Genomic DNA, 12,945 nt, shown 5'->3' with positions numbered 1-12,945 from the left:
ATGCCGCTGATGTTGATAATTTTCCAATCGTAATCCTATCGCCTGTGATAGGCATTTCGCATCAGGAGGCTGTCCTGGACATCCGCACGCTTGCCTGTTTCGTGGCCGTTGCCGAAGACCTGCATTTCCGCCGCGCGGCGGAACGGATGAACCTGACCCAGCCGGCGCTCAGCCAACGGATCCGGGTGCTGGAAGGCGAGGTCGGGACCGATCTCTTCGAGCGCGACCGCCGCGGCGTGGCGCTGACGCCGGCGGGCGCGGCCTTCCTCGGCCCGGCCCGCGAGGCGGTGCGGCATGCCGGGCTGGCGAAGGCCGAAGCCCTGCGGGCGGTGCGCGGCGAGGTCGGGCGCCTGCGGCTCGGCTTCACGCCGATCGCCTTTTACGGCGTCCTGCCGGAGGCGGTGCAGGCGTTTCGTGCCCGCTACGCGCAGGTCGAGGTCGATCTCATCGAGATGAGTTCGCCTTTGCTGGAAGCCGCCCTTGCATCGGGCGACATCGACCTCGGCGTGCTGCATCCACCGCTTTCGCGGGATCTGATCATCCACTCCCTGCCGGACGAGCCGTTCGTGCTGGCGCTTCCGGCGACGCACCGGCTGGCGGAGCAGCCGGTCATCCGCGTCGCCGATCTTGCCGGCGAGCCCTTGTTGCTTGCGCCGCGGGCGATCGGTCCCAGCATATACGACCGGGTGATAGCCCTTTTCAGGGGCGAGGGCATCAGCCCCCGGATCGTCCAGGAGGTGACGCCGATGACGACGCTGGTTGGCCTCGTGGCGGCCGGAACAGGTCTCGGCTTCGTCACTTCGGGCATCGCGAAAGCCGTCCGGCCGGGCGTCGCCTACCGCCCCGTCCTGCCGCCGCCGCCATCCCTGCCGATTGCCGCCGCATGGCGCCCACCGGCATTGTCGGCGAGCGGCGAACGCTTCCTGGAGATTGTGAGAGGGTTAGTTGGGCAGGGCGATTTGCCGGAGCGGAAGTCATGAAAGGCGGGGCGCGCGGCAGCGAAGATCCATGCCGCAATTGCGGAACCGATTGACTTGCACCCGCGAAGGACTAAGCTTTATGCCATGGCAACCACCACCCACACGCGAGAGATAGCGGAGGGTGTGAGTGGCTGGCGACCTTGAGGAGGATGAGGTTTGCCGTGGATTACCGTGTTGTTCTGCTGATCGCCACATCCGTCATTGCTCTTTGTCCTGGTAACGCCGGGGCGCAGGAGGGCGATGCGACGGCGGGTGCGGCCGTTTTCAAAAAATGCGCGACCTGTCATGTCGCCGATTCCGATACGAACAAGGTCGGCCCGTCGTTGAATGGGCTGTTCGGCCGGAAGGCCGGAACGCATCCCGATTACGCCTATTCGGCCGGAATGAAGGCGGCCGGCGAGGGCGGTCTCGTCTGGGACGAGACGGCGCTGCGCGACTATCTGCACAATCCGAAGGGGAAGGTGAAGGGTACGAAGATGGCCTTCGTCGGGGTGAAGGACGACCAGGAAATCACCAATCTCATCGCCTATCTCAAGCAATATTCCAAGTGATGGGCAATATTCCCAATGACGGGCAATACTCCAAATGGCGGCTCGCGCCTGGGGGGTGCATGCCTAAATTGCCGTAATTGCCGATATTTTCTATCTGTGCGATAATAAACACGGACTTTTTGCGGAATGCGGTTTCACGGGTCGACCTGCTCGAGGAGGAGCGGACATGGCTGTCGTGCTGATCCTCGTCCTGATTGTCGTCGGCTCCGTGCTGTTCCATGTGCTGAGCCCGTGGTGGTGGACGCCGATCGCGTCCAACTGGACCTATATCGACACCACCCTCGTCATCACCTTCTGGATCACCGGCATCGTCTTCGTGGCGGTGGTTTCGTTCATGGCCTATTGCGTCTTCCGCTTCCGGCACAAGCCCGGCAACCGGGCACATTACGAGCCCGAGAACCGCAGGCTGGAATTGCTGCTGGGAGGGGGAACGGCGGTCGGCGTCGCGGCGATGCTGGCGCCCGGCCTGATCGTGTGGAACCAGTTCATCACGGTGCCTGCCGATGCCGCATCGGTCGAGGTCGTCAGCCAGCAGTGGCTGTGGAGTTTCCGGCTGCCGGGAGCCGACGGAAAGCTCGGCCGCGCTGAGACCGGCGACGTCACCCCCGAAAACCCGCTCGGCCTTGATAAAAACGACGCGAGCGGCCTTGACGACGTCATCATCGAGGGCGGCGAGCTACATCTACCGATCGGCAAGCCGGTGCACATATTGCTGCGCTCGGTCGATGTGCTCCATGATTTCTACGTGCCGGAATTCCGCGCCAAGATGGACATGATACCCGGCATGATCACCTATTTCTGGTTCACGCCGACGCGGACAGGGACCTTCGACATCCTCTGCGCCGAACTCTGTGGCGTCGGCCATGGGCAAATGCGCGGCACCGTCGTGGTCGAAGCCGATGCCGACTACCAGACCTGGCTCGGACAGCAGCAGACATTCACCCAGCTTACGGCGTCATCGGGAGAGATGCCGCCGGCAAACTGAACCCCGCAGCGGTCGCAGATCGCTAGGAGACGAAGGGGAAGAGATCATGGTTGAGATTCCATCCGACAGCGCAGGCGCTATCCCCACTGCCGAAGTCGAGGATGTCGAGCTCTATCATCCGAAAAGCTGGTGGACAAAATATGTGTTCAGCCAGGATGCCAAGATCATCGCCGTCCAATATTCGCTGACGGCGATCGCAATCGGCCTGGTGGCGCTAGTGCTCTCCTGGCTGATGCGGATTCAACTCGCCTTTCCCGGCTATTTCACCTTCATCGATGCCGATCATTATTATCAGTTCATCACCATGCACGGCATGATCATGGTGATCTATCTGCTGACCGCGCTGTTCCTCGGCGGTTTCGGCAATTACCTCATTCCGCTGATGGTCGGCGCGCGCGATATGGTGTTTCCCTACGCCAACATGCTGAGCTATTGGATTTATCTGCTCGCAGTGCTGATCCTCGCCGCGGGCTTTTTCGCCCCCGGCGGTCCGACGGGGGCCGGCTGGACGCTCTATCCGCCACAGGCCGTTCTCTCCGGCACGCCTGGCGGCAAGGACTGGGGTATCCTGCTGATGCTCTCCTCGCTGATCGTCTTCATCATCGGCTTCACCATGGGCGGGCTGAACTATGTGGTGACCGTACTGCAGGGGCGCGCTCGCGGCATGACATTGATGCGCATGCCGCTGACGGTCTGGGGCATCTTCACCGCGACCGTGATGGCGCTGCTCGCCTTTCCCGCCCTCTTCGTCGCCTGCGTCATGATGATGTTCGATCGCCTGCTCGGCACGAGCTTCTTCATGCCTGCCATCGTCGAAATGGGCACGCAGCTGCAGCATGGCGGCGGCAGCCCGATCCTGTTCCAGCACCTCTTCTGGTTCTTCGGGCATCCGGAGGTCTATATCGTCGCATTGCCGGCCTTCGGCATCGTTTCGGACCTGATCAGCACGCATGCGCGCAAGAACATCTTCGGCTACCGCATGATGGTCTGGGCGATCGTCATCATTGGCGCGCTCAGCTTCGTCGTCTGGGCGCACCACATGTATGTCAGCGGCATGAACCCGGCCTTCGGCTTCTTCTTCGCCACGACGACGCTGATCATCGCCGTCCCGACGGCGATCAAGGTCTATAATTGGGTGCTGACGCTGTGGCGCGGCGACATCCACCTGACCCTGCCGATGCTCTTTGCGCTCGCCTTCATCGTCACCTTCGTCAATGGCGGCCTGACCGGCCTCTTCCTTGGCAACGTCGTCGTCGACGTGCCGCTGTCGGACACGATGTTCGTCGTCGCGCATTTCCACATGGTCATGGGTGTGGCGCCGATCCTCGTCATTTTCGGGGCGATCTATCATTGGTATCCGAAGGTGACGGGACGCATGCTGAACGACGTGCTCGGCCATATCCACTTCTGGATCACCTTCCTCGGCACCTATGCGATCTTCTTTCCGATGCACTATCTCGGCCTGCTCGGCGTGCCGCGCCGCTATTTCGAGATGGGAGAGACGGCCTTCGTTCCGCCTTCGGCCGATACGCTGAATATCTTCATCACCGTCATGGCGCTGATCGTCGGGGCCGGACAGATGGTCTTCCTGTTCAATCTGGTCTGGAGCCTTTTCCGGGGCAGGGAGTCCGGCGGCAATCCGTGGCGGGCAACGACGCTCGAATGGCAGACGCCGCAGACGCCGCCCGCCCATGGAAACTGGGGAAAGGATCTGCCGGTCGTCTACCGCTGGGCCTATGACTACAGCGTGCCGGGGGCGGCCGAGGATTTCATTCCGCAGACGGTGCCGTCAGGCGGCGGCGTCACACGAGAGGTCCACGCATGAACGTCATGCTGATCTTCCTTGCCGCAGTCGCCGCCATTATCTTCTGGTGGCTTTCCGGGCAGCGGTTGACCTCGAAGCCCTGGCTCGAAACCGGGTCGGTGCAACTGCCGGGTCATGACGGTGCCGAGCGGCAAAGGCTGCCGGCGCCGGCGGTGAAAATCGGGCTCTTCGTGTTTCTCGGTGTCGTCGGTGCCGTCTTCAGCCTTGCTGTCAGCGCCTATTTCATGCGCATGGCGTCGACCGACTGGTGGGCGACGCCTGTTCCCCGGCTGCTCTGGGTGAACACTGCGGCACTGGCCTTAAGCAGCGCTGCCCTGCAATGGGCGAAAAGAGAAGCAGGGCATGGCCGCATGGAGGTGCTGCGACCGGCGCTTGCTGCAGGACTTGCGCTTGCCATCTTCTTTCTCATCGGGCAGATCCAGGCATGGCGGGAGCTGACGGCGGCCGGCTACGTGCTGGCCGACAACCCTTCCAACAGCTTCTTCTACTTGCTGACCGGCCTGCACGGCCTGCATATCCTCGGCGGGCTTGCCGTGCTCGCGCATACGACAGTCAGGGCATTTTCAACCGACGTTGCGCCGGAGAGGCTGCGCCTCAGCGTCGATCTTTCCGCTATCTATTCGCATTTCATGCTCGCCGTCTGGATCTTGCTCTTCGCGCTCTTTGCCGGCTGGGCGAATGATTTCGTCGATCTCTGCCGCACACTGCTCAGTTAGGAGATTTGCAGATGGCACAGACTATCGATACACACGGCGAGCCCGACCTCCGGCCAGCCGGTCTGCGCGGTGTCGCCGCCGATTTCAGCTCGGATCAGCGCGCCTTCAAGACCGCCTCCTGGGGCAAGGCGATGATGTGGATCTTTCTCTTGAGCGACACCTTCGTGTTCGGCTGTTTCCTGATCGCCTATATGACCGCCCGCATGTCGACGCCGGTCGCCTGGCCTAACCCGAGCGAGGTCTTCGCGCTGCATATCGGCGGCCAGAACGTTCCGCTGATCCTGATCGCGATTATGACTTTCGTGCTGATCTCGAGCAGCGGCACCATGGCGATGGCGGTCAATTTCGGCTATCGCCGCGACCGCCGCATGACGGCGATGCTGATGCTGCTGACGGCCGTTCTCGGGGCATGCTTCGTCGGCATGCAAGCCTTCGAATGGACGAAGCTGATCACCGAAGGCGTGCGACCCTGGGAGAACCCGTGGGGGGCGGCACAGTTCGGATCGACCTTCTTCATGATCACCGGCTTTCACGGCACCCACGTCACGATCGGCGTCATCTTCCTGCTGATCGTCGCCCACAAGGTCTGGCGCGGCGATTTCGATGTGGAACGGCGCGGCTTCTTCACCAGCCGGAAAGGCCGCTACGAGGCCGTCGAGATCATGGGCCTCTACTGGCACTTCGTCGATCTGGTCTGGGTCTTCATCTTCGCGTTCTTTTACCTGTGGTGAGGTCGTCATGAGCGAGACAACAGCGCATGCACACATCGGGGGACAGCAGCCCCAAACCGGACAGCAGCACCCGATTCGGCTCTATCTCTTCGTCTGGGGCCTGCTCTTCGTGCTCAGCGCCCTTTCCTACATGGTCGATTATCTCGGCATCCAGGGCTATCTCAGGTGGACGCTGATCCTGGTGTTCATGATGCTGAAGGCTGGGCTGATCGTCGCCGTCTTCATGCACATGGCCTGGGAACGGCTGGCGCTCGTCTACGCCATCCTGCTGCCGCCGCTGCTGGTGCTGGTTTTCGTGGCGCTGATGGTATCGGAAGCAGACTACACGATCTTCACCCGGCTGGCATTCTTCGGTGCGACGCCCTAGGGTCTGTTGGACAGGATAGACAGATCGGAGCGGACTTCGGCGATGACCAAGGAAATCCGACTTTTTGGCGCTATTGCGGTCCGACCCGCCGTCCTTGCTCTCATATCCCAGTTCGAAACGGACACAGAATTCACAGTTACGGTCAAGTGGGAGCTCAATCCTGTCGTCAAGAAACAGATTGAAGCTGGGGAGCCTTTTGACCTCGTCATCACCAATCCTAACCTGGTTGAGGATCTGGCCGCCTTGGGAAAAGTCAAGGCGGGGAGCGAGGTCGCGTTTGGCCGGATAGCAATGGGAGTGGCGGCCAAGGCAGGCGGTCGGCCGCTCGACATCGGGTCGGTGGAAGCATTCAAACATGCGTTGAAGAGCGCCAGATCGATCGCCTACGCCAGTGAAGGAAGCAGCGGCGGCTACTTCTCCGGTTTGCTGGAACGCTTGGGAATAGCCGATGAGGTGAAGCCAAAGCTGGTGGCCATATCAGGAGGGCAGACTGCGCCGGCCGTCGGCCGTGGGGAGGCCGAGTTGGGTGTCGTTCCCGTGACCTCGATTCTCGCCGCCGCTCCCGAGGTCATGCTTGTCGGTCGGTTTCCGGCAGAACTGCAAAGTTACATCGACTTCGCCATTGGCATCAGCGCCGCGTCAACGGACGCAGAAGCTGCCAGGCAGCTGTCGGAATTTCTGACGTCGACAGCCGTTGATGACATCCTGGCGGCAAAGGGTGTCGAGCGTTGCTGAAGGCGTGCTTGGCTGACGACGAGAACGCCAACCCAACCTCCCTCATTCCTGTGCTTGTCACAGGAATCCAGTGCGCCCGAGTCCTTGGGCGCGGGAGAACGACCTCGTCGTATGAGAGTCATTCACGGCGCGGACGCGCCGTGGCTGGATTCCTGTGACGAGCACAGGAATGAGGGAGGAGAAGTAGGCACCGTCACCATAGGGGCGTTGGAGAATGCCGCGCTCGGGCGCTGGAGGATGCCGGGCTTTTGCTTCCGTCCGTAGGGCAGCAATCGGCGATCTCCGTTGCCGTGCATCTTCGATCAACCTGTCGAAGATGGGTCGTTCCCCTTCTTTTCCCAGGATCGCAGCGCACGCCAGAGCACGGTGTTGTCTGCATAACCCAGCACACGCGCAATCTCGGACATCGGTGCGGCATGTCGGTCGCCGAGATAGTGGGTGGCGAGTGTCTGGCGGTGCTGGCGAACGAGATCGCGAAGCGACACGCCTTCCTCCGACAGCCGGCGCTGCAGGCTTCGCGGCGACATCTTCAGTTCGGCGGCAAGCGTTGCAACCGTCACCGGTTTGCGGCCGAGATAGATGCTGATCAGAGCCTGGACCTTTTCCGTGACGATATCGCCGGCCGCTCGCTCGTTGACCAGATCGCCGATATGCCGCTCCAGGATTTCGATCAGGCTTTTGTCTTCCGCACGGTGCACACGGTAAGCCTCCGCCTTGTTCATGACGATCCGGTTGCCAGATTGGCCGAACAGGATCGGCGCGCCACAGATGCGTTCAAGCACGCCGGCGTCGCGCGGGGCGTGATGCTCGAGCTGAATTTCGATCGGCCGCCAGCCACGGCGGAAGCACGAACGGACGAGCTGACAGGAGGCGGCGATCGTGAATTCGCTGTCCTGCCGGCGCGGCCACATGCTGGGATCGACGATCCGGTAGCTCCAGACAAAATCGCCATTCTCCTCGAACACGCCGGAACTGGTCGCGCCCTGGACCGCGTTGACATATTTCGACAGCCGCTCGAAAGCGCTGCGAATGGTCGGCGAGAGCGCGAAGAGCATGCCGATGGGGCCGATATCGGCGGGCTTGAAGCCGGTGCCCATGCGGGCTCCCAGTGCCGGTTCACCTGTTATCGTCGCGGCCTCCTCGAACAGCGCGACATAACGCGCCATGGGCAGGACAGCGTAGGGATCTTCCAATTGCGAGCGCAGAATGCCGTGCGAAGCGAGAAGAAGGTCGGTCTTCCCGGATCTTTTATCGATTTGTTGCACCAGCGGGATCAAGACGGAGGCTCGAATTGAAGCAACTGCGGGCATGCGGCTGATCAAATGCGATGCAACTGCCATTTTCAGCGTCTCCAGTGACCTTCGTGGCGCGAGTTATCGATTCATTGGCATAAACTGCAATTTCGGGGCCAGATCGCCGCGCTTACCTTCTTGGCAACAAACAAGCAAAGAGGGGTTCTCCATGACACTGGAAGCAAGCATGCCCGCACCATCATCGCCGGAGCGTCGTCTGGCCAAGGACTCGGTGGGCCTCGCCCACATCGTGTTCTTCGTCGTTGCCGCGGCCGCGCCGCTCACGGCTGTCGTCGGCGCTTCGCCGGCCGCCTTTGCCTTTGGCAATGGCGCAGGCGTTCCCGGCGCTTTCGTGCTTGCCGGCCTGCTCTACCTTCTCTTCTCGGTCGGCTTCACCGCCATGAGCCGGCATGTGGGCGGGGCAGGGGCGTTCTACACCTATATCACACACGGCATCGGCAAGCCGGCTGGCGTGGGTGGCGCCTTCATGGCGCTGGTCACCTACAGCGCGGTTCAGATCGCCATCTATGGCCTGTTCGGTTTCTTCATGGCCAACGCCATAGCGCCGCTCGGGCTGGTCCTGCCCTGGTGGGCTTGGGCCTTCGCAGCACTCGTCGTCGTGCTGGTCTGCGGTCAGCGCAACATCGCCTTCTCGGGCGCGATCCTGGGCGTCTGCATGATTGCCGAAATCGCCATATTGCTGGTGCTGGATCTTGCCATCGTCTTTTCAGGCGGCGGACCGGAAGGCATCAGCTTCTCCTCCTTCGCGCCATCGTCGGTCTTTGCGCCCGGTCTTGGTGTGGCGCTGGTCTTCGTCATCGGTTCCTTCATCGGCTTCGAAGCTACGGCCATTTTCGGCGAGGAAGCCGAAGATCCGGAAAAGACCATCCCCCGCGCCACCTATGTTGCCGTACTGCTCATCACCCTCTTCTATGCCTTCTCCACCTGGGCAATCGTGCAATTCTACGGTCCGGGCAAGGTGCAGGCTGCTGCGGCTGCCAGCCTCGACAGCTTCTACTTCACCGCCGCCAATTCCGTGCTTGGTGCATGGTCGAGCCAGGCGATGAACGTGCTGCTGATCACCAGCCTGTTTGCCTGCATCCTGTCCTTCCACAATACGCTCAACCGCTACTTCTTCGCCCTTGGCCGTGAAGGCCTGGCAGCCCAGGTGCTCGGCAAGGTTCACGCCAAGCATGGCTCACCCTATGCTGCCGGTCTGCTGCAAAGCCTGATCGCGGCCGTCGTCCTTGGCCTGTTCGTGATCTTCGGCGCCGATCCTTACACCGTCGTGTTCTCGTGGATGGCCGCGCTGGCGGGTATCGGTATCCTGCTGGTCCAGGTGCTTGTCTCCGTCGCGATCATCATGTTCTTCCGCAAGACGCCGAACAGCTACAGCGCCTGGACCACGATGACCGCTCCGACGCTGGCGCTCCTCGGTCTCATGGGTTCGCTCGTGCTGGTCAGTTCCAATCTTTCACTCCTTTCCGGCAGCGAAAGCCTGATCGTCAAGGCTTTCCCCTATGCCATGGTGCTGGTGGGCATTCTTGGCGCGCTGTTTGCGATCCGGATCAAGAGATCCAAGCCCGCTCTCTATGCCTCCCTTGGAAAGGTCTTCGAATGAGTGCCGTTGCCGAACTTGCACCCGTCGATCGCCTTCTGGTGCTCGCGGTCGCGATCCTGACCTGCGCAACATTGCTGGTTGCCGTCGAGGCACACGCCTTCTGCTCGGTGTTCTGCATTCATGCGGACCAGATGATGATCGATACGCAGATCTGCTCCGGTCGATCCTGATCACCGCAACTTGCGACGCGCCATGGTGCGTCGTCTCCCCCCGAAACCAAGAGGCTTGAAACCAAGAGGTATTTCAATGGACGCCGTTGTCGCAGTCACCCATCCGCTCGATCCCCTGAGCCTCGACGAGATCGCTTCTGCCGTTGCCATACTCAAGGATACGCAGACACTCGCACCCACCTTCCGCTTTCCGATAACCCGGCTGGAGGAGCCGACCAAGGCGGATCTTGCCGTCTATCGCCTGGGCGACCGGCTGCCGCGCCTCGCCTTCATCCTGGCAATCGACATCAGCAATGGCGAAACCTTCGAGGGCGTCGTCAACCTGACTGCCGGCACGGTGTCCTCCTATATCCGGCTGCCTCTCGATGAACTGCCCTACGGTCAGCCGCCGATCATGCTGTGCGAATTCGAAACCGTTGAAGGCACCGTCAAATCCGATCCGCGCTGGATCGCTGCCGTCAAGAAGCGCGGCATTACCGACGAGGATATTCCGCTCATCCAGATCGATCCTTTTTCCTCGGGCTATTTTGGCCGCGAATTCGAGAAGGGAAAACGCATCGTCCGCGCCGTATCCTATTGGCGCGAGGATGTCCGTGACAACGGCTATGCGCATCCGATCGAGGGCGTGGTGGCGGTGGTCGATCTGATCACCAACCGAGTGGTCGATCTCGTCGACGATGAAAAAATCATTCCGGTCCCGAGGAAGAAGCGCAATTATGGCCGCGAAACCTTCCCCGAACCGCGGCCCGATCTCACGCCGCTGCATATCGTTCAGCCGCAAGGGCCGAGCTTTACGGTCGACGGCTGGAAAGTCGAATGGCAGAACTGGAGTTTCCGTGTCGGTTTCACCCCGCGCGAAGGCCTCGTTCTGCATGAACTCGGCATCAAGGATCAGGGCAGGCTGCGGCCCGTCGTCTTTCGCGCCAGTGTCACCGAAATGGTCGTGCCCTATGCCGATCCGACCGCGAACCACTATTGGAAGAGCGCCTTCGATGCTGGTGAATATGGCCTCGGACGCCTGGCCAATTGCCTCGAACTCGGCTGCGACTGCCTCGGCCATATTCACTATTTCGACGTGCCGGCGGCGGATGATCTCGGCCAGACTTTCATCATGAAGAACGCCATCTGCATGCATGAGGAGGATTACGGCATCCTCTGGAAGCATTACGAATTCCGCAACGGTATTTTCGAAGTGCGCCGTTCGCGCCGCCTCGTCATCTCCTTCTTCGCAACCGTCGGCAACTACGATTACGGCTTCTACTGGTATCTCTACCAGGACGGCACGATCCAACTCGAAGCCAAACTCACCGGCATCATCCAGACGGCGGCGGTCGCGACCGGCGAAACCTATCCATGGGGCGGCATGGTCGATGACAATCTCGGCGGTCCGACCCACCAGCATTTCTTCAATGCGCGCCTGCACATGGATGTCGACGGCGGCGACAATACTGTGACCGAGCATGAGTTCGTGCCGCGTCCCTGGGGTGAAGATAATCCTTATGGCAATGTCTTCGATACCAGGAGCCGTGTGCTGAAGCGCGAACTTGATTCCCCGGCACTCGCCAATGGCGAGACCGGCCGTTACTGGAAAGTCTCCAACCCCAACATCCAGAACAGCGTCGGCAAGGCGCCGGGCTACAAGATTGTCGTCATGCCGTCGCCGGTCATGCTTGCCCAGCCGGATTCGACCGTTGCCCAGCGCGGCGGCTTCGCCAAGAAACACATCTGGGTCACGGCCTTCGATGCCAGGGAAAAATATGCGAGCGGCGATTATCCGAACGTGCATGCCGGCGGCGACGGCCTGCCGGGTTATGTCAAGCAGAACCGCGAAATCGAGAATGCCGATGTCGTGCTTTGGCATTCCTTCGGCCATACCCATGTCTGCAAGCCCGAGGATTTTCCGATCATGCCGGTGGAATATGCCGGCTTCACGCTGAAACCGAACGGCTTCTTCGCATCCAACATCGCCATGGACCTGCCGCCGGAAGAAAACAGCCAGAGCGTCGACAATCGCCTGCAACGTTCGGCCGATGACACCGGAAACGGTTCCTGCTGCCACACATAGCTGTAATGCTACGGCTGTTCCTTTTTAAATAGCTTTTTGGTAGTCCGACGGATTGTAAGAAAGGCAGGGAACAGAATGCAGTGGCTTCTCCAGCAGTTCGAAGATACCAGCAAGCTGGCCGAGGCGCTCGACCAGCTTGGAATCTCCTACACATGGCACAAGGTCGTACCGTTCGTCGGCGAGCTCATTCCCGAGCCGGTCGTTGCGGATCCGGGTTCAGTGGTCATGTTCGGTTCCTACACGCTGTGGAGGAACGCCGAGGCGAACGGTTACCGGCCGGGTGTCTTCAAGCTGCGTCCTTTCGTTCACGAGCAGGTGTGGCATCCTTACCTCCTCAATGGCGCCGATGCGCTGTTCCTGACACTCCGGGATGTCCCCCAGCGTGTGGCGGATGACGGCAGGGACTGGTTCCTGCGCCCGGTCGACGACAGCAAGGAGGAGCCCGGCAACGTCAAATCGACCGGCGAGATCATCCGCATGGCAGAGAGGGTGCTGGCGCTCGACGAAGATGAAATCCCGAACGGATCGCTTCGTCACGACACGCTGCTGATGCTGACCGAGCCTGTTCGCATCCTTAGCGAATGGCGTCTCTGGGTCGTCGACGGCCGGATCGTCACCTATTCGCTCTACAAGGCCGGATCGCGTGTCGTCCACCGCCACGAGATCGATGACGATGCGCTGCACTTCGGGCAGCGCATGGTCGACATCAATCCTGGCTACTCCCAAGCTTATGTCATCGATATCTGTCGGACCGAAGAGGGACTGAAGCTGCTCGAGACGAACTGTCTCAACGCCGCCGGGTTCTACGCCGCAGATCTCGTGAAGCTGGCGGCGGCGATCGACGCCCTAGCCCGCGACTGACGTCTTCCTGGCGACGCGAGGGCGCTGTAGAGTGGCCCAGTGTGTC

13 protein-coding genes are annotated in these 12,945 nt (G+C 61.1%); 12 read left to right on the top strand and 1 reads right to left on the bottom strand.

From position 1 onward, the window contains the following. The first annotated feature begins 44 nt into the window (after positions 1-44). The 8 genes from RlegSU303_RS13945 (at position 45) to RlegSU303_RS13910 (ending at position 6,890) form a co-directional block, all read left to right on the top strand. Entirely contained in the window at positions 45-980 is a 936-nt protein-coding gene (locus tag RlegSU303_RS13945; RefSeq protein WP_231283194.1) for a LysR family transcriptional regulator, read from the top strand. A 161-nt stretch (positions 981-1,141) separates the two neighbouring features. Then, positions 1,142-1,531 carry a c-type cytochrome gene (locus tag RlegSU303_RS13940; protein ID WP_026158740.1) on the top strand — a complete coding sequence of 130 codons (390 nt, stop codon included), beginning with the start codon at positions 1,142-1,144 and terminating at the stop codon, positions 1,529-1,531. Between the two features lie 166 nt (positions 1,532-1,697). Next, positions 1,698-2,516, top strand: coding sequence for a cytochrome c oxidase subunit II (locus tag RlegSU303_RS13935; RefSeq protein WP_017961025.1), 819 nt, complete (start codon positions 1,698-1,700; stop codon positions 2,514-2,516). A 46-nt stretch (positions 2,517-2,562) separates the two neighbouring features. Then, on the top strand, positions 2,563-4,341 hold the full coding sequence (ctaD, locus tag RlegSU303_RS13930) for a cytochrome c oxidase subunit I (RefSeq protein WP_017961024.1): 1,779 nt from the start codon (positions 2,563-2,565) through the stop codon (positions 4,339-4,341). Beyond that, on the top strand, positions 4,338-5,057 hold the full coding sequence (locus RlegSU303_RS13925; RefSeq protein WP_017961023.1) for a cytochrome c oxidase subunit 3: 720 nt from the start codon (positions 4,338-4,340) through the stop codon (positions 5,055-5,057). The genes ctaD and RlegSU303_RS13925 overlap by 4 nt, the downstream gene beginning before the upstream one ends. Before the next feature lie 11 nt (positions 5,058-5,068). Beyond that, entirely contained in the window at positions 5,069-5,788 is a 720-nt protein-coding gene (locus RlegSU303_RS13920) for a heme-copper oxidase subunit III family protein (protein WP_017961022.1), read from the top strand. Positions 5,789-5,795: 7 nt separating this feature from the next. Next, the gene (locus tag RlegSU303_RS13915) at positions 5,796-6,155 is read left to right on the top strand and encodes a cytochrome C oxidase subunit IV family protein (protein WP_017961021.1); all 360 of its coding nucleotides are present in this window, start codon (positions 5,796-5,798) and stop codon (positions 6,153-6,155) included. Between the two features lie 42 nt (positions 6,156-6,197). Beyond that, positions 6,198-6,890 (top strand): molybdate ABC transporter substrate-binding protein, encoded by a 693-nt coding sequence (locus RlegSU303_RS13910; protein WP_026158739.1) that lies wholly within the window; start codon positions 6,198-6,200, stop codon positions 6,888-6,890. Positions 6,891-7,192: 302 nt separating this feature from the next. Here RlegSU303_RS13910 and RlegSU303_RS13905 read toward each other — a convergent pair whose 3' ends face one another. Continuing rightward, a complete protein-coding gene (locus tag RlegSU303_RS13905; protein WP_131628364.1) occupies positions 7,193-8,230 on the bottom strand; it encodes an AraC family transcriptional regulator in 1,038 nt (345 codons plus the stop codon). Positions 8,231-8,351: 121 nt separating this feature from the next. Here RlegSU303_RS13905 and RlegSU303_RS13900 point away from each other — a divergent pair, with 121 nt between their 5' ends. From RlegSU303_RS13900 to RlegSU303_RS13885, 4 genes are all read left to right on the top strand, one after another. Next, positions 8,352-9,803, top strand: coding sequence for an APC family permease (locus RlegSU303_RS13900; protein ID WP_131645581.1), 1,452 nt, complete (start codon positions 8,352-8,354; stop codon positions 9,801-9,803). Continuing rightward, complete coding sequence (locus RlegSU303_RS13895) at positions 9,800-9,973, top strand: hypothetical protein (protein WP_165504126.1); 174 nt, start codon at positions 9,800-9,802, stop codon at positions 9,971-9,973. The genes RlegSU303_RS13900 and RlegSU303_RS13895 overlap by 4 nt, the downstream gene beginning before the upstream one ends. A gap of 76 nt (positions 9,974-10,049) precedes the next feature. Beyond that, positions 10,050-12,038 (top strand): primary-amine oxidase, encoded by a 1,989-nt coding sequence (locus RlegSU303_RS13890; RefSeq protein ID WP_131628362.1) that lies wholly within the window; start codon positions 10,050-10,052, stop codon positions 12,036-12,038. A 75-nt stretch (positions 12,039-12,113) separates the two neighbouring features. Then, positions 12,114-12,899 carry an ATP-grasp domain-containing protein gene (locus tag RlegSU303_RS13885; protein WP_027668987.1) on the top strand — a complete coding sequence of 262 codons (786 nt, stop codon included), beginning with the start codon at positions 12,114-12,116 and terminating at the stop codon, positions 12,897-12,899. Positions 12,900-12,945 lie beyond the last annotated feature (46 nt).

It is taken from the genome of Rhizobium sp. SU303 (assembly GCF_021052345.1).
In the GTDB taxonomy this organism is placed as follows: Bacteria; Pseudomonadota; Alphaproteobacteria; order Rhizobiales; family Rhizobiaceae; genus Rhizobium; species Rhizobium laguerreae.
This window is presented reverse-complemented; position numbering and strand designations above follow the sequence as displayed.